The following is a 20260-nucleotide window of genomic DNA, read 5'->3' on the forward strand; positions in this document are numbered from 1 at the left end:
TTACTTGATGCGCTGGCCGTTGGCCTTGATCTGACCATCCTCTGACACTTCGATCTTGGAGGTCAGCGTGTCCTCGCCATCGCCGGGAACCGCCAGCATGCCCATCATCATGCGCGCGCCCATGGCGTCGCTGTCCGAAACCAGACCCATTCCGATCAGCTTGTCCAGCAGCGTGTTGGCGCCCGTCAGCGTCAGGTTTGCCTCACCAGAAGGTGCCGGCATGCCGTCGAAGCTTTCCAGATCGTCATTGTTGAAGGCAAAATCCCCGGTGCCGGTCAGTTTTGCGCCTGCTACGGAGACTTCGAGCGCGTTGACGGTCAGCGCGTGCAGCTCACCCGGCGCCTGTTCGCCGTTTTCCACCTCAGCCATGGCTTTCGGGTCAAAGAAATCGAAGGCCAGTTTTGCCTTGCCTGCCAGATCCAGTGCAACGGTTGCGGGATCGTGAGGCAGGGCACCGGTGGGATCCACCATACCCCAGAGCATTTCCGGCACGTCAAAGTCGCGCAGCAACACACCGAGGGCGAAATCCTGCTCTTCGTCGGATTGAGCAATCGGCATGGTCAGTTTGAAGGCGGCTTCGGCCATGGACAGCGCCAGCGGGAACGGCAGGTCCGAGCTGGTGATATTGGTTTCGGTCCGGTTCTGTTTGACGTCATAGGTCAATCCGTCGAGACCCATGCTGAAGCCAATTGCTCCGCCTTCGGAGTTGCTATCCAGCGCAAAGGTATCGGTACCATCCTGGCCGCTGATTGCGCTGTTGCCACTTACAAAGTCAAATGTACCTTCGGCGTTGAAGCCACCGCGCAGCAGCGCCGCCATATCGTTGGTTTCCAGCCCTTCGGGAACAATTGTCGTGCCCGCGAAGCGCACACCCTGCATCGCCCCTTTGAAAGAGCCGCCATCGTTGGTTTCAGGCACCTTGATCGTCGCGTCAAAGTTCAGCGATTCACTGGTCATTGTCTGGTTGTAGGCGCGGACGTCAGAGTTGGTCATGACCGTTTTTGTCACAACATCCGCCAGCGTCATGGTCAGCTGTACGGTTTCGGCAGGGATGTCTTCGTCCGGGATCTTCAGATCCGTCAGCGAGATTTTCATCAAGCTGCTGGCATAATCATAGGTCATCTCATCCGCGTCGCCGGAAACCAGCATCGGGCTGCCGTCGTGGGTGTAAACAATGGTCCCGCTGGCGACACCCTCTGGGCCGTCCATTTTGAACATCATCGGCATGTCTGCGGGCAGCATGATATTGACTGTGCCATCACCGTTTTCGACGAACTTGATGTCGGGGAGGGTCAGCGTGCCGCTGGTGTTTTCCTCCATGATTGGCATGGCCATAGAGATGTCAGAGACGGTCAGCGTATCGCCGGACATAGTCTCGGTGCCATTCACCGTATAACCGGTGGCCGTCATGTAGGACTTCCAGTCCGACCAGACATCTTTTGCCGTTACATCTGCCAGGGCCGCCTGCGCAGAAAACGCCATAACAATCGCAACACCGCTGCTGCGGGCGAGGAAAACGGACATAAGTATACCTTTCGTGGTCTATTTTGCGCCATGGTTGGCCGGAGGAGGTGCCGGGTCAAGGGGGCATCCCACTGGACCGTTCCCCCTAACCAGTCTACCACATTTCAAAACAGGGATTTGGAGATTAATAGTATGGAGATCAAGGGCAAGACAGTTGTGATAACCGGCGCGAGCCGGGGTATCGGTGCCGATACGGCCCGTGTGTTTGCCGCTGCCGGGGCCAATGTGGCCTTGCTGGCAAGGAGTGAAGACAGCCTCGCCGAGCTGGCAAAAGAGATCGGCGGAAAGGTGCTGACCTTCGCCTGTGACGTGGCCGACTACCAGGCTGTAGCGGCCGCTGTCGCGCAAACCGAGGCGCAGTTTGGGCGGATTGATATACTGATCAACAATGCCGGTGTGGTCGATCCGATTGCCCGTCTTGAAGCGGCCGATCCTGGCGACTGGGCCCGGCTGATCGACATCAATGTGAATGGTGTATTCAACGGAATGCGTGCGGTCCTGCCGGGGATGAAAGCAGCGGGTGGTGGAACAGTCCTGACCGTCAGCTCGGGTGCTGCGCATAACCCGGTGGAAGGCTGGAGTGCCTATTGCGCCTCCAAGGCGGCTGCCGCAATGCTGACCCGGTCCCTGCATCATGAAGAAGCGGCAAATGGGATTCGCGCCATGGGGCTGTCTCCGGGCACCGTAGCAACGGAAATGCAGCGGGTGATCAAGGCCAGCGGCGTCAATCCGGTCAGCCGGTTGGATTGGTCAGATCATATTCCGGCCGAGTGGCCGGCACGGGCTCTGCTGTGGATGTGCAGCGCGGCGGCGGACGACCTGGTCGGAACCGAAATCTCGTTGCGTGATGAGGGCATCCGCAAGCAGGTCGGCCTGACATGATCGACCTCGACATCGGAGAGGACGGTCTTTGGACGGTCACCTTGAACCGGCCGGACAAGGCCAACGCATTGACCGTTCAAATGCTGGAGCAGCTCTGCGATATCGCGGCCCGCGCGCAGGGCGCGCGTGGGCTGATCATCACGGGGGCTGGCCGTGTTTTCAGCGCCGGTGCGGATCTGGATGCGGCGCGGGCCGGTCTTGCCACATCGCCATTGTGGGAGCAGCTGTCGGGAGCCATTGCCGACCTTCCCTGTCTTACCATTACGGCGTTGAACGGCACTTTGGCGGGCGGGGCAAATGGGATGGCACTGGCCTGCGATCTGCGAATCGCCGTGCCAACTGCGAAGGTGTTTTACCCGGTCATGAAGCTTGGCTACCGCCCGCAACCCTCTGACGCGCGGCGCATGTCGGCGTTGATCGGTCCGGCGCGCACGAAGCTGATCCTGGCCGCTGGACAGAAGATCTCCGCCGAGGAGGCGCAGCAGTTTGGGTTGATAGACCGGATTGTGCAGCCTGAGGACTTGATGGAGACAGCCCGTGACCTGATGGCGGATAGCCTCGCCGCCGAGATGGATATGGCGCAGGCGATCCTGTCCGATTGCACACGAGTCTAAACGCCGGCTAGTCAGCGTTTCCGCCGTCCTCCCGGTACCCGCGACTGAAAGGACGGCGGGCGTTTTTGCACCCAGGCGATGAATTTTGCCAGCCGGGGATGTTGGCGCAAGGCTTCGACCGTATGGAAGGACCGCGCCAGTTCCGCTTCGCTGAGTGCTGAATGGATTTCCTTGTGGCAGATGTGATGCAGCAAAACCGTTGGTCCGCCCTTACCGCCCTTCGGCTTGGGGATCAGGTGATGCAGGCTTTGTGCGACCTCTCTTGGGATCGGACGGTGGCACAGCGGGCATATGGGATCGGCGTCGGCAGACGGTGACATTGGCGCAGTCTCTGAGTATGGCTGGTTCAACCGTAGGACATGCGCCTGTGTCGGTCATCGGCAAGGGCAAGCGCGCAAGGAACCGTCTATTTGGGACAGGAACTGGAAAACTGGGACGCCGTGATCATCGGTGCTGGACCTGCGGGTTTGCGGGCTGCCGAAGAGCTCGGGGCAGCTGGTCACCGGACGCTTATAGTTGATGCCAAACCGTCGGTTGCCCGAAAATTCCTGATGGCCGGTAAATCGGGCCTCAACCTGACGAAAGACGAACCACGTTCGATGCTGCTCAGCCACTACGGCGCGGCGGCGGACTGGCTGGCGCCGATGATCGCGGAATGTGATGCGGCAGAGGTGATGGATTGGGCGACGGGGTTGGGCAGCACCTTGTTCACGGGCACCACAGGACGGGTTTTCCCCAGCGAAATGAAAGCCTCTCCGCTGCTGCGGGCGTGGCTGGCCCGGTTGGACGGATACGGGGTGGAGCGCCGCACCCGCTGGCGCTGGCTGGGGTGGCAAGGTGACGCTCTGCAGTTCGACACACCGGACGGCCTGCGGCAGGTCACGGCCGGGGCGACAGTTCTGGCCATGGGGGGCGCCAGCTGGGCACGACTGGGATCCGACGGCCGCTGGGCAGAGACACTGGCCGCCGACGCTGTGCCGCTTGCACCCTTCCAGCCCGCCAATGCCGGGCTCTTGATCCCTTGGTCAGATCACATGGCCCAGCATTTTGGCGCACCACTAAAGGGTATCGCATTATGCGCCGGTGCGGTTCGCACCCGTGGTGAGGCGGTGATCTCCCGGCAAGGGCTCGAAGGGGGAGGGGTCTATATGGTCTGCGCCGCTGTGCGCGAGGGCGCAGCGCTGCATATGGATCTGCTGCCCGATCTGTCGCTGGATCAGGTCATCGCACGTCTGACCCGCCCGCGCGGCAAATCCAGTTTGTCGACCCATCTGCGCAAGGTACTGAAACTGACACCGCCGCGTCTGGCGGTGATGCAGGAATTCGCGCGGCCATTACCAGCGGAGCCCGAGACGCTGGCCCGGCTGGTGAAGGCTGTGCCGATCCGCCATGCCGGGCTGAGGCCGATGGATGAGGCGATTTCCACCGCTGGCGGTGTTCAGGCCCGGGCTGTTGATTCAGGATTGATGTTGCATGCGCGTTCCGGCGTGTTCTGCGCCGGGGAAATGCTCGACTGGGAAGCCCCAACGGGAGGGTATCTGCTGACCGCCTGCCTGGCGACAGGGCGTTGGGCGGGGCGGTCAGCCGTTGACTATCTGGCCGGTAGTTACGCCACCGATGCTGCTACCGCCTGAAAGGCGGGACGTGCGCGCATGCGCTTGCTATAGGCCAGAAGGAGTTCGCTCTCGATTGGGAACTTGGCGCTATAGGCCCAGTTCAGGCAATGGGTGCAGATGATGTCAGGTATGGTGAACTCCTCGCCCATCAGAAATGGACCAGCCATCATGTTTTCAAGCCGCGCGAGATTGCGGGAAAATTCCCACTTCAGACTGTCTTTGACCTCGGGCACTCGTTTGTCTTCGGGCAGAATGAAACTGTGGCGCGCCCCGGTCCACAGCAAAGCGTCCAGCTCGTCCAGAAGAAGATGTGTCATTGCATCCTGCTTTGCTCGCGCAATCGTGCCGGCAGGGGCGGTCAATTGCCCGTGCTTGTCCGCCAGATAGGTAATGATCGCTGTCGAATCGGTGATCACATCGTCCCCGTCCTTGAACACAGGGACCTTGCCGGAGGCGTTGAGGGCCAGAACCTCCTCGCTTTGCGGAGAGGCCGGGTTCAGCTCATAGGGCTGGCCCATTTCCTCAAGCGCCCAAAGCACGCGGTAACTGCGGGTCAGCTGTTTGCCGATAACGGTGTACATTTCGATATCTCCCTGCGGTTTCTGTCCGAAACGGAACCGGGTTCCGGCTGTGGGGTCAAGCCATTCTCAAGCAGCCGTGATCTGGACGCAGCGTCTGGACCCGCCCGACAGCCAAGGGCTCATCCGACGCGGCTGAGACGCGCCAGTTGGATCAAGGCGCGTTCCATCAACGCAAGAGCCGGTGCGGTCTGTCCGGCTGAGCGCAGCTGTAGATCGGTATCGGTCAGAAGGGTCAGCGCAGTTTCAAGTTTGAAAGCGCCCCAGCTCTGGGCCTGTCGCAGAAGCCGGTCGCGACGTTTTCCGTAGGCCGGCGGCCGCAAGCGCCCGATGCCCTGTGCTGGACCTCCGGGATCGGAGGCAATTGTGTAGAGGGTCCGAAAATGCCGGGTCGCGCCGATGCAAAGCGTTACGGCGTTGGTGCCCTGTGCCTGCAGGCGACCCATGAGCGGGCCAATTTCGGCACCGCGCCCCTCTGCCACGATATTGAGCATGTCATCGACTGCAGCTTCGGTGGATTGCGGCGCGATCGCCTGAATGTCTTCGAGCGTCAGCTGCGTGCTGTCCTCGTATTTGTAGAGTGCAAGTTTCTCAACCATGCGGGAGAAATCACCGGGTCCAATATCATTCGCGATATCGACCAGCGCAGACATACTGTCCACAGGGACGTCACGGATCCGGGCTTCGGTCAGGATACGTTCGATTTCGCTGCGTGATGGCGGATCATCATAGATCCCCGTGGCATAGGCGTTCCGGTGACTTTCAAAAGCCTTGCGCAGCTTGGACGTTGCCTTCAATTGTCCGGCCGTCACCACAATCTGCGCGTCGCCCGGCTGCCAGGCCTCAAGCGCTGCGATAATAGCTGGTGCTGCGGTGTCATTGGCTTCTTCGACAAATACCGCGCGGATGCCGGGAAAGAACCCTACTGCCTTGACCGCATCCATCAACAGGGCTGCGTCCTTGCGCAGATCCGCAGCGGACATCCGCGTCAGACGCATCTCTTCTTCTGCGGTTGGTCCCAGGAGTGCCGCCAGCATCTGCTGTCGCTTCAACGACACCCGCATGGCGTCGGGGCCGTAGATCAACAGGCCTGTCTTCGCCTGATCCGGTTTGGCGAAATATCCGTCCGCCTCGCGCGGGCTCAGTTTCATTTGGAAGCAGCCGGGGTCTGGCCCCCGCCGGTCTGGCCGAGATCAGCCGTGCTCAGCAGATCAGTCGTGATCTGATCCGCGAGGATCATCATGAGCCGCCGGTGAGCATCACGTTCACCGGCAAGAGTTTCAACAGTGGTTCCGGTTGCGGAATAGCCGGTGAAATTCTCGACGTCACCACTGGCGACGATGGTGCCATCTGACTGCCGGGTCAGCACATAGGCTGCCTGCCCGACGATGGAATAGCGGGTGATTTCATTGTCGGCAGTGATCGCCTGACCTTCGCTTCGGGTGCGCAGTTTCAGGTCCAGCGCATAATCTGCACCAGACCCGCGTCCCAACCGGCTTTCGAGGTTCTGGACCAGGAAATAGGCGTCGGTATCATCCGTAGCGCCCAGCGTTTCCGGGGCTTGCACCCTTACCGCGCCATAAAGCACGGATCCGCTGCCACCGGGCGCGTAAACCGGAGTGAAACCGCAGGCCGCCACCAACAAAGAAGCGGCCAATGCGATGAGGTATTTTGGCCTACGCCACGACATTCACAATCCGACCCGGCACGACAATCACCTTCTTAGGAGCGGCGCCATTCAGCGCCTTTTGCACAGCTTCATGCGCGAGTGCGATTTTTTCAACCTCATCCTTGCCGAGGTCCTTGGCAACGGTGATTTCACCGCGGCGTTTGCCGTTGACCTGAATCGGCAGGGTGACGCTGTCTTCCACCAGCATCGATTCATCCGCAACTGGCCAAGGGGCAGTTGCGCACAGGCCTTTGCCCCCCTGATGGTTCCAGATGTCCTCAGCCAGATGCGGCGTCATCGGAGACATCAGCTGGGCCAGTGTCATGATCGCCTGTTTCTGCGCGGCAGCCCCGGCCTTGGATTTGGCAAGGGTGTTGGTGAAGCTGTAGAGCTTCGCAATCGCCGCATTGAAACCAAAGGTTTCAATGCTGAGGGTAACATCGCGGATTGCCTTATGCATATCGCGCAGCAGCTCATCGTCGCCCTCACCGCCAGCGCTCGGGTCCATCTCGCCGATGCGATCGCAGAGATTCCAGACGCGGTTCAGGTGCTTATGCGCGGCTTCTGCGCCAGAGGCCGTCCATTCCACATCTCGTTCAGGCGGTGAGTCGGAGAGCACAAACCAGCGTGCCGTATCCGCCCCATAAGACGAGATGATGTGCAGCGGATCGACGACGTTGTTTTTGGATTTCGACATCTTGGCCGAGGGGATGACCTTGACCGTTTCGCCGGTTTCCTTGACCACAACCGCACCGTCGCGCTCCTCGACCTCTTCCGGGTAGTGGTAGATCGGGCGGTCATTCTCAGTGCGGCGTTCCGCGTTTTCATAGATTGCATGTGTCACCATGCCTTGAGTGAACAGCGCGTCAAAGGGTTCCTTGGCCTTCTCGGGCAGGTGACCGCAGATCTGCATGGCACGGGCAAAGAAGCGCGAATAAAGCAGATGCAGAATCGCGTGCTCGACGCCGCCGATATACTGATCGACGTTCATCCAGTAGTTGGCATCCTCCATCCGAGTCGGTGTTTCGGCGTCGGGCGCGGTGAAACGGGCGAAATACCACGACGAATCAACGAAGGTATCCATTGTGTCGGTTTCGCGCTGCGCAGGCTTGCCACAGGCAGGGCAGGCACAGTTGCGCCAGCTGGGATGACGATCCAGCGGGTTGCCGGGGATCGAGAAGTCAATCGCCTTGCCGTCTTCGTCATAGGGCAGCGCGATGGGCAGGTTTTCCTTCTTCTCCGGTACCACGCCGCAGTCCGGGCAATGCACCACGGGAATCGGGCAACCCCAGTAGCGCTGGCGCGACAGACCCCAGTCGCGCAGGCGGAATTTGGTGACACCTGCACCCCAGCCTTCGCGTTCGGCCTTGTCGACGGCTGCATTTACGGCCTCTTCACCAGTTTGCTCATCCGCACCGGCGAAGCCTTTGACATAGCGAACCTTCTCGGCCTTGGTCGGGACATAGGCCTCGGTCAAGGGGCTGTCATCTTCAGGGTTCTGGAACACCGGAATGATGGGCAGGCTGTATTTGGTCGCGAATTCGAAATCGCGCTGGTCATGTGCAGGGCAGGCAAAGATCGCGCCGGTGCCGTAGTCCATCAGAATGAAGTTCGCGATCCAGACCGGCAGCTCCCAGTTCGGATCCAGCGGATGCTTCACGCGGATACCGGTGTCATAGCCCAGCTTCTCGGCGGTCTCGATGGCCTCTTCGGTCGTGCCCCCCTTGCGGCATTCGGCGACAAAGGCGGCGACTTCTTCCGAGTCGGCTTCCAGCGCCTTGGCAATCGGGTGATCGGGAGAGATGCCCACGAAAGATGCGCCGTTCAGCGTATCGGGGCGGGTTGTGTAAACCTCGATCGGATCGCCGCCATCGCTGCGGGTAAAGCTGAACTGAAGGCCGCGGGATTTTCCGATCCAGTTCTCCTGCATCAGACGCACCTTGGCGGGCCAGTTCTCCAAAGTGTCCAGCGCGGTCAGCAGCTCATCCGAATAATCGGAGATCTTGAAGAACCACTGCGTCAGCTCGCGGCGCTCGACCAAGGCGCCGGAGCGCCAGCCTCGGCCGCCTTCGACCTGCTCGTTCGCCAATACGGTCATGTCGACCGGATCCCAGTTCACCACGGCATTTTTGCGGTAGACCAAACCTTTTTCGAGGAAATCGAGGAACAGAGCCTGCTGCTGGCCATAGTAGGATTCGTCGCAAGTGGCGAACATCCGCGACCAATCCAGCGAAAGGCCCAGCGGTTTCATCTGTTCGACCATCGTGTCGATATTCGCGTAGGTCCAGTCCTTGGGGTGACCGCCGCTGGCCATCGCGGCGTTTTCAGCGGGCATACCAAAGGCATCAAACCCCATCGGGTGCAGTACGTTATGGCCGGTCGACAGTTTGTAGCGCGCGATCACATCGCCCATGGTGTAATTGCGCACGTGCCCCATGTGCAGTTTGCCCGATGGATAGGGGAACATCTCCAAGACGTAATACTTCGGTTTGTCAGCGGAGCGTTTCGCCTGAAAGATCCCGGCTTTTTCCCATGCGTCCTGCCAACGCGCTTCGATTTCCGGGGCAACATAACGGGGCATCAGAGCTGTCCTTCGTAGATAAAAACGCCAGGTTTGGGGCCTGGCGCTTGTGATAGTGATGTTTGCCCGCCTGTTCCAGAGGGCTGAAGAGGGGGATGCGCCGGGTTAAAGCTTGCGGTCGGCGATGCGCAGCTGGCGGGCCCGAGAGAGAATCGCATCCTCGATCGCGCGTGCTGTACTGGCGCTGACCGGGCCGTTGCGGGTCTGAAGCGACACGTTCAGCGAGCGGGCATCCAGTGCGGGATCCTTGATATGAACCGTTGCGCGATAGGCGCGCCCGCCACCCGGGGGAGTACCGTAACCTGTGACGATCACACCGGTGTAGGGTTCGACGGTTTGCAGCGGCAGGAAGTCCAGCACATCCAGCGTTGCGGTCCAGAGGTAACGGTTTACCTGAACAATCTGTTCGGCCTTCGTGGGTTTGAAGGCATCCCAGATTGTCGTGCCTTCTATGTTCTCCGGGTTCCGCGGGTTGCCGCCAATGACGTTTTCATTATAGGCCGACGGGCCGCCGCGGTTCTTGCCGCCGAATGCGCCACAGCTGGCGGTGACAGCCAGAAGCGAGATGAGTCCAAGTTTCGTGAGCCAGCGCATGATGGGCAAGATCCGTTGCTATTCCGGTTGCGGACTAGTCCTAGCCAAGCGATAGGGCGGCAACAAGCCTATTCTTTAATAGACTCTCTCTGTGCGAAGCCGTTGATGCCGCTCGGGTTAAGATACTGTGACATGGTTGCATCAACTTCGGGCCGAAAGGATTTGCCGCCTGCGCCCAAGCTTGCGTAACGACCCCAAAAAGAGCGAAACGGAGGGCGTACTCAGACTTGTGCCACTCAGCGCCTGTTTGAGCTTGGACATTTAAACCCGAGGGAAAAACATGAAAAAGATTCTCTTCGCTTCGACTGCGCTGGTCGCCACCGCTGGTGTTGCAGCAGCAGACGTTTCGTTCGGTGGCTACGGCCGCTTTGGTATCGGCTACGTTGAAGATCGTACCGTTGGTGGCACTTCCGACACCGTGATCGTCAGCCGTTTCCGCATGAACATCGATGGCTCCGCTGAAACCGACGCAGGCGTGAAGTTCTCCGCTCGCGTTCGTATGCAGGCTGACGAAGATGCAGCTTCCGGCGAAGCAAACGCAGCTGGCCTGAACGGCGCGCGTTTCTCGGTTGAGTACGGCGGTCTGCGTGTTGACGTAGGTAACGTTGCTGGCGCAATCGACAACCTGCCCAACTACTACGGCAACGAGCCGGGCCTGGAAAACTTCGTTGGTCAGTACTCCGGCGTTAACTACGACTTCGTTGGTTACTCCTCCGGTGGCGCAGGCGTGAACGGCGTTTACGCTCGTTACGCAGTTGGTGACTTCGCTGTTGCTGCGTCCTACGACCAGGCGGCAAACGGTGGCGACGGCGACCGTTTCGACATCCACGCTGCTTACACCTTCGGCAACATCACTGCCGCTCTGGCATACGGTGAAACCGACAACGGCGCAGCAGACGACGACGACATCGTTGTTCTGTCGCTGGGCGGCACCTGGGGCGCATTCTCCGGCACCCTGCTGGTTGGTGATGAATCCATCGCGGGCAACGTTGCTCAGTCCGACACCTTCTACGGTATCTCTGCTGCTTACGACGTAAGCTCCGCAACTACCCTGACCTTCGCTTACGGCGACGGTTCCGGCGACGGCGACACCCGCAACGTTGGTCTGGGCGTGATCCACGACCTGGGCGGCGGTGTCTCCCTGCGCGGTGGTATCGGCGAGAGCAAAGTGGGCAGCGCCGACGGCCAGATGCGTGCCGACTTCGGTGCTCAGTTCAGCTTCTAAGCTGACCTGAACCACTACGGTTCTTGGGGCGGGCTCTTACGAGCTCGCCCTTTTCTTTTGTGCAGAAACCGTGTTTGTCTGCGGCAACATCTGACCATAGTGAGACTGCCCCATGTCGCTTCAGGAGATCCAATCCCGCATTCATACCGCCGAAGAAAAAGCTGGCCGCCCTCGAGGGTCGGTGCAGCTGATCGCGGTATCCAAGGTTCAACCCAACGACAGGGTCGCGGCGGTTCTGGAAGAGGGGCATCGCTGTTTTGGCGAGAATCGTGTGCAGGAAGCCGCCGGAAAATGGCCGGACTTCTCGACGCGCTACTCGGAACTGGATCTGCACCTGATTGGCCCGCTGCAGACCAACAAGGCGCGGCAGGCGATGGATCTGTTTCAGAACATTCATACTGTTGACCGCGCGAAACTGGCCAAGACCATCGCGCGGCTGGCGCAGGAACTGGGCCATTGTCCAAAGCTGTTCGTACAGGTCAACACCGGCGAGGAGCCGCAGAAAGCCGGGATCCCTCCGGGTGAGGCAGATGCCTTCATCCGCGAATGTCAGGATATGGATCTGCCCCTCGAAGGTCTGATGTGTATTCCGCCCGCAGCTGAGGAACCGAGCCTGCATTTTGCTCTTCTCCGCAAGATCGCAGAGAGGAATGGCCTAACGGGCCTGTCGATGGGCATGAGTGGTGATTTTGAAACTGCTGTTGCGTTAGGCGCGACCCATGTGCGTGTTGGATCGGCCATCTTCGGTGCGCGCGCTTACGAGCTCTGATAGCCTGCGCGGCAACGTCTCAGCGCGCCAGCGGTGGCACCACAAGGCGTGTACCGGGCAGAACAAGTTTGGCCAGCCAGTGTAAATCCTGACGCGAAAAAGCGATGCAGCCCTCGGTCGGGAAGCCGGGGCGCCGCCACTGATGCAGGAAGATTGCCGACCCACGGCCGGGCTCGGCAACCGGCCAGTTCCAATCCGTGACCAGGACCAGATCATACAACGGGTCAGCACGTCTGAGGGCTTCATGGCTGTCGGAGTATGGCGCGCGGACGTGTTGGTTGTAATCCTCGGCGTCGGAAGCGTCGGACCACAGGTCGCCGGGCCCGATCGGCTCAGCCCAATCGGTTGGTGGTGCCATTCGGTCCGGTCGATAGAGCATACCGACGACAAGATGGCAGCCGATTGGCGTTGCACCATCGCCCTCGACCTTGTTCGGACTCAGCCCACCGCGCCCGATTGAACAGGGCAGGGTGCGTCCAGCAAAGCGCAGGCCCCTTGGGGTGAGCAGCATATCGGTTGACCGCAGGTCACGCGGGACGGCTGATATCATAGCATGTGGCCGGATTTGGCGGCTTTTGTTGCGAGATATTCGCGGTTGAATGCGGTCTCCCCGACCTTCAGCGGTACCCGTTCGGTGACTGTGATACCGGTTTTTTCCATCATGGAAATCTTGTTGGGGTTGTTGGTCAGCAGTCTCACCGAAGAAAAGCCCAGCTCCTTCAGGATTGCGGAGCCTAGGCGGAAATCTCTCTCATCATCTTCGAACCCAAGGCGATGATTGGCCTCAACCGTGTCAAACCCCTGATCTTGCAGGGAATATGCGCGCATTTTATTAGCAAGGCCAATGCCGCGCCCCTCTTGGTTGAGGTAGAGCAGTACGCCCTGTCCTTCGGCGCCCATCTGGTTCAGCGCTCCATGCAGCTGGGGGCCGCAATCGCATTTGAGCGAGCCAAGAACATCGCCTGTGAAACACGCGGAATGCAGTCGGGCAAGGACTGGAAGGCTACGGTCAGGTTTGCCGATTTCGATGGCATAATGTTCTTCCGCGCCATCTTCCGGGCGAAAGATGTGCAGCCGCCCGGCTTCGGCTGCAGCGATTGGAAGACGAGCTGCGGCGACGGGATGAAGCGGCGAACTTTCGACCATCAGCGGTGCAACTGCGGCGAGCGGCAGGGTTGTCAGCCCATGGCTCTGGGCGAATTGTGCGGGATGTTGCAGGGGGCAAACCACCGCGGCAGGCAACAGGCGGGCCGATTTGGCCAAGGCAATGGCCAACCGGTGCAGCTCTGCATTGCCTTCGCGACCGCTTTGCAGCGGGCCCTTCATCGGTGTGCTCAGGTCGTCAGCGGGGTCGGCAACGGCCTGAAGCCAAGACAGATCCGCTGAATTTGGAACGCTGATGCGGGCAACATCGCCATCATAGGCACGGGCCTTCAGAGTACTCGCCCGCCGGGCTGTCACGGCCAATGTCAGCGGGCCAAGCGTGCGCAGGCTCGCCAGTCGGGTGCTCTCCAATGGTTCGACCGCGACGGCCAATACCGCCTGATCGGGCGTGGTCAGGACGACCGGCAATCCCATACGCAGGTCCACCCGCGCGCGGGCCAGTAGGTCGATCATCGTGGGCATCAGACTCATGCGGAAATCCTGTGGGTCATTGACGTCTTGGGGCGCGGCACCGCTGCGGTGAACAGTATTTAAGTAGTCATAAACTGTGGGAAAGTGAAACAATTCCCGCCCCATGGACACGTCGGCGTGAAACTCTTGCAGCATAACTTGTGATCGGGCGGCGGACTGCGCATCTGTTGTGCACGGCACAGGAGGACAAGGTTATGGCCCAACTGAAGAAAATTCTGCTTGTAGACGATGATGAAGATCTGCGCGAAGCCCTGAGCGAGCAGCTGGTTATGACCGAAGACTTCGACGTGTTCGAAGCCGAGAACGGTCAGACAGCTATGGAGCGCGCAAAAGAGGCGCTTTATGACCTGATCATCCTGGATGTTGGCCTCCCCGATACCGATGGCCGCGAACTCTGCCGCCTGATGCGCAAACAAGGTGTGAAAGCACCGATTCTGATGCTGACCGGGCATGACAGCGATGCGGATACGATCCTCGGGCTGGATGCCGGGGCGAATGACTATGTTACCAAACCGTTCAAGTTCCCGGTCCTGCTGGCCCGGATCCGCGCGCAGCTGCGCCAGCATGAACAATCCGAAGATGCCGTATTTGCACTTGGTCCTTATACGTTCAAACCGGCGATGAAACTGCTTCTGACCGAGGACGATCGCAAGATCCGCCTTACCGAGAAGGAAACCAACATCCTGAAATTCCTGTACCGCTCTAACGAGGGGGTTGTGCAACGCGATGTGCTGCTGCACGAGGTCTGGGGCTACAATGCCGGGGTTACAACCCATACGCTGGAAACCCATATCTACCGACTTCGCCAAAAAATTGAACCAGATCCGTCAAATGCACGTATACTAGTCACAGAGTCAGGTGGCTACAAACTGGCCATCTGACACCTCAGCGCCACAGAATCGCCCGGTCTGGGAGGTACGGTGGTCATTGAGACAAGTGCGACGGCACTGACGAGAGATCCCGTGCATGTCCGGGTAATGACATGTTCCTCCCTGTTGGACTGCCGGGCCTAGTGCCCGGCTTTTTTTCGTTCATAGCAGCGCGAATGATGAAGATACGGCGATGATTTCGCCGTTTTCCCGATGCCATTTGTGCACTGGTATCACCGCGCCAGAGCGGGCAGTATCCGGCCAACAGCACAGACATTTGAGAAAGAGGCGCGCGATGTCGTTTACCCTAGCCACCTGGAATATCAATTCGGTTCGCCTGCGGGAGCCGATTGTCTGCAAGCTGTTGGCAGAGGAGGGGCCGGATGTACTCTGCCTGCAGGAGTGTAAGAGCCCGGTCGACAAGATTCCCTTGGAGCAATTTGCCGATCTGGGCTACGGCCATATGATCGCCCGCGGCCAGAAGGGTTACAACGGCGTCGCAATTCTCTCCCGGCTGCCGATCGAGGATGTCGGTGACAAGGATTTTGCCGGTCTTGGCCATGCCCGCCACATCGCGGGCCGTCTCGAAAATGGCGTTACCATCCATAACTTTTATGTCCCCGCTGGCGGCGATGTGCCTGACCGCGAGGTCAATGAGAAATTCGGCCAGAAGCTCGACTATCTTACTGATATGCGGGATTGGTTTCACTCTGAGCGGCCGGAGAAATCCATCCTTGTCGGAGACCTCAATATCGCGCCGCGCGAAGATGACGTCTGGGATCACAAGAAGCTGCTGAAAGTGGTGAGCCACACTCCGATTGAGGTCGAACATTTCGCCGATGTCATGGAGGCGGGTGGCTGGTCGGATGTCACCCGCAATGATATCCCGGATGGGCGGCTCTACAGCTGGTGGAGCTACCGTGCCAAGGATTGGGATGCGGCGGACAAGGGGCGCCGACTGGACCATGTCTGGGCCAGCTCCGACATCAAAAACTCCTCCCATTCCAGTCGGGTAATGCGGGATGCGCGTGGATGGGAGAAACCAAGTGACCATGCGCCTGTCTTCGCGACATTTGACCTCTGACCGCCGATGATCGGTGGCGCTGGTCCGGGACAGGTTGCCGGCGCCACGGAATAGTGATTTTCACGCCGCTCGTGATTAGCTACACTGCCGCCAAAATACGCCCAGTGATTTACAAGAGGCAGAGGCAATGAGCAGAATCATAGGCGCCATGATCCTATTGCTGATCGTGGCATCCTGCGGAGGTGGCGGTGGCTCACCGCCGCGCAATCTCGACAATGCGTGCAGCATCATCAAGCAACGGCCCGAGTATCTGAAGGCGTTCCGCGCCACAGAGAAGCGCTGGGGTGTTCCCATGCATGTGCAGATGGCCATCATCCATCAGGAAAGCCGTTTCCGGTCCGACGCGCGCACACCGCACCGCTTTGCGCTAGGGGTGATCCCGATGGGGCGGCAGTCCAGCGCTTATGGCTACAGTCAGGCGCTCGATGGCACTTGGGACGATTATCGCAAATCTGCCGGCCGCCGCGGCGCCAAGCGCAACCGGATCAAGGACGCCACCGATTTCATGGGCTGGTATATGAACCAGACGCGGGACCGCAACGGTGTGTCGCTCTATGATGCGCGCAACCAGTACCTAGCCTACCATGATGGCCATACCGGTTTCGCCCGCGGAACCTACCGATCCAAACCATGGCTGCTGCGGGTTGCTGCCAAGGTACAGGCGCGGGCTGAGATGTATCAGACACAGCTTGCCACCTGTCGCCGCGCACGCTGACTGTTGCGATCATTACGACAAGAGCCCCCCGTCCGATTGTTCGGGCGGGGCGTCTCATGTCTGACGTCGCCACTCATTAGCGTGACGGGGCTGAACTGGTGTTGAACAGTTTGGAGGACAGCTTGACCCCGGTTTGCAGCCCGCCAAGGATCACCGTGGTCTTGCCGCCGGAACCATCGTGGATCACCCATTTCCGCAGCTCAACCGGGTTGTCGGTGAACATCATTTCGATACTGCCATATTCCGGGTTTTTAGGATCCTGCGCGCGGATAATCGTGGAGGTGCCATCGAAGCCGTGACCCACCACCATATTGGCGCGGCCCAGGTTCACATTGCGGGCCAGGATCAGCGAAAGTGGCGTCCGGTTGAGTGGATAGGTCTCGGGCGGCTGGTTTGACTTCGGATCCTGAATCAGAACAGCGCCCGCGCCTGCAACCACAACCCCCTTGTTGGGTGGATCATATTCGAACCGCATCCGTCCGGGCCGGTGCATATAAAGCTTGCCGGTAGAGAGGCTACCATCGTCATTAATCTGGCTGAACGGGGCTGTCGCAGTAGAGATCCCGTTCAGATATTGCGAAACGTCGTTCAGGCTCAGTTTCTCGGCTGCCCATGCAGCCGGGGCACAGAGCGTCAGCGCTAGGGCGTAGGCAAGTTGTTTCATGGTTTCTAAATAGGGAGACATTGGCAAATGTGAAGAGGCGGGACCAATTGGCCCCGCCGTGAAACGACTACTGCTCGGGAACCAGAATTTCCCTTTTTCCGACGTGGTTTGCAGGAGAGACGAGCCCTTCTTCCTCCATCTGCTCAACAAGACGTGCTGCCTTGTTGTAGCCGATGGCCAGTTTTCGCTGGATATAGGAAGTCGAGCATTTGCGATCCTTGATGACGATCTGTACCGCCGTATCGTATAGCGCGTCCTCGGTATCGGTATTGCCACCGGTAGAGAGACCCAGCACCGCATCAATATTGTCGGCCTTATCGTCATCCGGGCCGTCAAGCACATTGCCGATATATTCGGGCGGTCCGAATTGCTTGAGGTGGTTGACCACCTCTTCGACTTCTTCATCTGACACAAACGGGCCGTGGCAGCGGGTTATCTTCGCGCCGCCCGCCATATAGAGCATGTCGCCCATACCCAGCAGCTGCTCGGCGCCCATTTCGCCGAGAATGGTCCGGCTGTCGACCTTGGAGGTCACCTGGAACGAAATCCGCGTAGGGAAATTCGCCTTGATCGTACCGGTGATCACGTCGACCGAGGGCCGTTGCGTGGCCATGATCAGGTGAATGCCCGATGCCCGGGCCATCTGCGCCAGACGCTGGATGCAGGCCTCGATCTCCTTGCCCGCAACCATCATCAGGTCGGCCATCTCATCGACGATGACCACAATATAGGGCAACGCCTCGGGCGCGAATTCTTCGGTTTCAAAGACCGGTTCGCCCGTGTCGTCGTCAAATCCGGTTTGCACGGTGCGGCTGAACATCTCGCCTTTGTTAAGCGCTTCTTTCACCCGGCCATTGTAGCCCGCAATATTCCGCACGCCCATTTTCGACATCTTGCGATAGCGATCTTCCATTTCGCCGACTACCCATTTCAGGGCGACGACGGCCTTTTTCGGATCTGTCACCACAGGCGAGAGAAGATGCGGAATGCCATCATATACGGAGAGTTCCAGCATCTTAGGGTCGATCATGATCAGACGGCATTCTTCGGGCGTCAGCTTGTACAGCAGCGACAGGATCATGGTGTTGATCGCCACCGATTTACCCGAGCCGGTGGTCCCTGCGATCAGTAGGTGAGGCATTTTCGCAAGATTGGCGACCATGCTGTCACCGCCAATATCCTTGCCAAGCGCCAGTGGCAGCGCATGGGTGCCATCGCCAAAATCGCGTGACGCAAGAATTTCGCGAAGGACAACTTTTTCACGCTTGTCGTTGGGCAGTTCGATACCGATCACGGTGCGACCCGGCACGGTAGAGACCCGCGCGGATAGTGCGGACATGGAGCGTGCGATGTCATCGGCCAGACCGATCACGCGGCTGGCCTTGAGACCCGGTGCCGGCTCCAGTTCATACATGGTGACAACAGGACCGGGGCGCACCGAGACGATGTCACCCTTGACGCCATAGTCATCCAATACCGATTCCAGCATTCGCGCGTTTTCTTCCAGCGCCTCGTCACTCAGGTGGTGGCGTTCGATCTGTGCCGGGCTGGTCAGCAGCGAGAGCGGCGGCAATTCGAAATCACTGCTGGCATCTTCAAAGGCCAAGGGAGGCTGTGCTTCGGCCTTTGCGCGGGCCGATGGCTGCGGCGGCTTGCGGACTGGCTGCTCCACGACAGCCCGACGTGGCTCTGCCACCGGAAGTGTCACAGGGGGCGTTACGGGCGGGGCGACCGTCGCCGCTGCCGCATGAGATGCGGCGGCGCTTTCTGCGGTACGGCGCAGAACCTGCGCACCGCTGGCGTCTGGGGTCGGAGCGCTTGGCAGCCCTTCGGAGGCGACATGGTCGACGAACCCAGCGGACGCCGGATGCTCATATGCAGCACTATCGTACCCCTGGTGCGGCTCAGCATCGGGGGAATATCCGACCTCTGGTGCGGGTGGAACAGGCGGTACCGTTCTCATCGCCGCCTCAATAGCGTCCATCGACGCACCGGTCAGCGGTGGTTCGGGCGGCAGACCTTCGACGTTGTGATTAGGGTTAAAAATCAGGGGTTCCGGTCGACGTCCACGGCCCTTGGTCAGCGGGAAATCCACTTCGGGTGCCACATCAGCAGCGCGGCGCACGCGTACGGCACTGGCAATTTTTTCGGCGATCCGCTCATCGCCGGGAAGGGTGTCCAGATCCGCTGCCCTGCTCGCCTCACTCAGGACGGGTTCAACAAGTTCCGGTTCGGGCATCACTGGTTCGGCCCGGCGGATGAGGTTCGGCACACGGGCAAACAGGCCAGTCTTTTCCTTGACCGGTTCGGGCTCATCTTCGTGGCGCATGTCAAATGCCGGTTCTACCCGGCCATAAGGGGCGGCTGCCGGCCCAAGCACCGGAGCACCAAGCGGCGGCGCTGCTGTGGGTCCGTCGTCGAACTCCAACGGCTCGAACATCTGCGGGTCGGTTTCGGTGCTGTCGACGACATCTGCCATCGCGACCGCTGCTGCTGTACGTTCGGCGCGGCGGCTTCGATAGTTGAGCGCTGCCTGCATGCCGCTTGCTGCGCCCCGGCCAAGGACACCGGCGATCGCACCGTAGATCAGAATGAGACCCACCAATACGAACCGCAGACCACGGGTGACTTCAGCGCGGGTAAAGCCGAGGACAGTGGCGCCCAGGCCCAACATTCCAAGCGCGGTGAGGAGTGAGAGGAATTTGACCAGAAAGATCAGCCCAACTGGCAGCAGGGCCAACAGCATCCCCAGAAAGGTATATCCGATCATACCGCCGAGACCGAAGGTATGCGCCGATTTCCAGGCGTCGGATGGGACCAGCGTTTCCAGATGCAAGGAGACCAGCAGCAGCCAGGGCAGCGACAATAGCAGCGGCCACAGGAACCGGTCTTCGCCGCGATGCAAGATGCAGCGTCCACCCCAGACGGTCAGGAAGAGCGCGATCGCCCAGCTGGCCTTGCCAAAGAGCGTGATCAGAATGAAGGCCAGCGATGCCCCGGTGCGACCCAGCATATTCTGCACCGGGGCGTCAGTCGACACCATCCAGTTCGGATCATCTGCCGAATAGCTGCCGATCATCAGGGCAACCATCAGGCCGAGGCCAATCAGCAGTGCGCCAATCAGTTCCTTGCCACGCTTCTCGATGGCCGCCTGCATGTTACTGTCCAGCAATGGATCGCGGCTGCGCGTCTGAAATGCCATGCCTACCTCGTTTCATCTTGTCCGTCGGGGCGTCCCGCT

Annotated in this window: 19 protein-coding genes; 8 read left to right on the plus strand and 11 right to left on the minus strand. The window is 59.8% G+C overall.

Annotated elements, in window-relative coordinates; translation table 11 throughout:
- Positions 1-1524 (minus strand): DUF2125 domain-containing protein, encoded by a 1524-nt coding sequence (locus VWY34_RS20250; protein ID WP_416537672.1) that lies wholly within the window; start codon positions 1522-1524, stop codon positions 1-3.
- A gap of 132 nt (positions 1525-1656) precedes the next feature.
- On the opposite strand from VWY34_RS20250, the gene VWY34_RS20255 reads away from it, so the two are divergent.
- Entirely contained in the window at positions 1657-2406 is a 750-nt protein-coding gene (locus VWY34_RS20255; RefSeq protein WP_416537712.1) for an SDR family oxidoreductase, read from the plus strand.
- Entirely contained in the window at positions 2403-3020 is a 618-nt protein-coding gene (locus VWY34_RS20260) for an enoyl-CoA hydratase/isomerase family protein (RefSeq protein ID WP_416534460.1), read from the plus strand. The genes VWY34_RS20255 and VWY34_RS20260 overlap by 4 nt, the downstream gene beginning before the upstream one ends.
- A gap of 11 nt (positions 3021-3031) precedes the next feature.
- Here VWY34_RS20260 and VWY34_RS20265 read toward each other — a convergent pair whose 3' ends face one another.
- A complete protein-coding gene (locus VWY34_RS20265; RefSeq protein WP_416546569.1) occupies positions 3032-3340 on the minus strand; it encodes an HNH endonuclease in 309 nt (102 codons plus the stop codon).
- Between the two features lie 90 nt (positions 3341-3430).
- Here VWY34_RS20265 and VWY34_RS20270 point away from each other — a divergent pair, with 90 nt between their 5' ends.
- The gene (locus tag VWY34_RS20270; RefSeq protein WP_416546571.1) at positions 3431-4654 is read left to right on the plus strand and encodes a TIGR03862 family flavoprotein; all 1224 of its coding nucleotides are present in this window, start codon (positions 3431-3433) and stop codon (positions 4652-4654) included.
- Here the strand turns inward: VWY34_RS20270 and VWY34_RS20275 are convergent.
- The 5 genes from VWY34_RS20275 to VWY34_RS20295 form a co-directional block, all read right to left on the minus strand.
- Positions 4627-5217: a glutathione S-transferase family protein gene (locus tag VWY34_RS20275; protein ID WP_416537670.1), complete on the minus strand. Its 591-nt coding sequence runs from the start codon at positions 5215-5217 to the stop codon at positions 4627-4629. The two genes, VWY34_RS20270 and VWY34_RS20275, sit on opposite strands and share 28 nt — an antisense overlap.
- 119 nt (positions 5218-5336) lie before the next feature.
- Positions 5337-6365 carry a DNA polymerase III subunit delta gene (holA, locus tag VWY34_RS20280; protein ID WP_416546573.1) on the minus strand — a complete coding sequence of 343 codons (1029 nt, stop codon included), beginning with the start codon at positions 6363-6365 and terminating at the stop codon, positions 5337-5339.
- On the minus strand, positions 6362-6904 hold the full coding sequence (gene lptE, locus VWY34_RS20285) for an LPS assembly lipoprotein LptE (protein ID WP_416546575.1): 543 nt from the start codon (positions 6902-6904) through the stop codon (positions 6362-6364). The genes holA and lptE overlap by 4 nt, the downstream gene beginning before the upstream one ends.
- Complete coding sequence (gene leuS, locus VWY34_RS20290; protein WP_416546577.1) at positions 6891-9464, minus strand: leucine--tRNA ligase; 2574 nt, start codon at positions 9462-9464, stop codon at positions 6891-6893. Before leuS ends, lptE begins: the two co-directional genes overlap by 14 nt.
- A 105-nt stretch (positions 9465-9569) precedes the next feature.
- Entirely contained in the window at positions 9570-10058 is a 489-nt protein-coding gene (locus VWY34_RS20295) for a DUF3576 domain-containing protein (protein ID WP_340546938.1), read from the minus strand.
- A gap of 280 nt (positions 10059-10338) precedes the next feature.
- Between VWY34_RS20295 and VWY34_RS20300 the strand changes: the two genes are divergently transcribed.
- A complete protein-coding gene (locus VWY34_RS20300; RefSeq protein ID WP_340546937.1) occupies positions 10339-11283 on the plus strand; it encodes a porin in 945 nt (314 codons plus the stop codon).
- 112 nt (positions 11284-11395) lie between these two features.
- The gene (locus VWY34_RS20305; RefSeq protein WP_416542620.1) at positions 11396-12052 is read left to right on the plus strand and encodes a YggS family pyridoxal phosphate-dependent enzyme; all 657 of its coding nucleotides are present in this window, start codon (positions 11396-11398) and stop codon (positions 12050-12052) included.
- Between the two features lie 19 nt (positions 12053-12071).
- On the opposite strand, the gene VWY34_RS20310 is transcribed toward VWY34_RS20305, so the two are convergent.
- Both VWY34_RS20310 and ribA read right to left on the minus strand, forming a co-directional pair.
- Complete coding sequence (locus VWY34_RS20310) at positions 12072-12563, minus strand: L,D-transpeptidase family protein (protein WP_416534506.1); 492 nt, start codon at positions 12561-12563, stop codon at positions 12072-12074.
- Positions 12564-12598: 35 nt separating this feature from the next.
- On the minus strand, positions 12599-13687 hold the full coding sequence (gene ribA / locus VWY34_RS20315) for a GTP cyclohydrolase II (RefSeq protein ID WP_416546579.1): 1089 nt from the start codon (positions 13685-13687) through the stop codon (positions 12599-12601).
- A gap of 194 nt (positions 13688-13881) precedes the next feature.
- On the opposite strand from ribA, the gene VWY34_RS20320 reads away from it, so the two are divergent.
- The 3 genes from VWY34_RS20320 (at position 13882) to VWY34_RS20330 (ending at position 16355) form a co-directional block, all read left to right on the plus strand.
- Positions 13882-14568, plus strand: a complete 687-nt coding sequence (locus tag VWY34_RS20320; RefSeq protein ID WP_340546934.1) for a response regulator transcription factor — start codon at positions 13882-13884, stop codon at positions 14566-14568.
- A 283-nt stretch (positions 14569-14851) separates the two neighbouring features.
- Positions 14852-15640, plus strand: coding sequence for an exodeoxyribonuclease III (locus tag VWY34_RS20325; RefSeq protein WP_416546581.1), 789 nt, complete (start codon positions 14852-14854; stop codon positions 15638-15640).
- Positions 15641-15767: 127 nt separating this feature from the next.
- Positions 15768-16355, plus strand: a complete 588-nt coding sequence (locus tag VWY34_RS20330; protein ID WP_340546932.1) for a transglycosylase SLT domain-containing protein — start codon at positions 15768-15770, stop codon at positions 16353-16355.
- Positions 16356-16431: 76 nt separating this feature from the next.
- Here VWY34_RS20330 and VWY34_RS20335 read toward each other — a convergent pair whose 3' ends face one another.
- Together VWY34_RS20335 and VWY34_RS20340 are read right to left on the minus strand one after the other, a co-directional pair.
- The gene (locus VWY34_RS20335) at positions 16432-17019 is read right to left on the minus strand and encodes a LolA family protein (protein WP_340546931.1); all 588 of its coding nucleotides are present in this window, start codon (positions 17017-17019) and stop codon (positions 16432-16434) included.
- A gap of 67 nt (positions 17020-17086) precedes the next feature.
- Entirely contained in the window at positions 17087-20221 is a 3135-nt protein-coding gene (locus VWY34_RS20340) for a DNA translocase FtsK (RefSeq protein ID WP_416546583.1), read from the minus strand.
- Positions 20222-20260: the final 39 nt, after the last annotated feature.

This window comes from Phaeobacter sp. JH20_02 (assembly GCF_048056915.1).
GTDB classification, from domain to species: domain Bacteria; phylum Pseudomonadota; class Alphaproteobacteria; order Rhodobacterales; family Rhodobacteraceae; genus Phaeobacter; species Phaeobacter bryozoorum.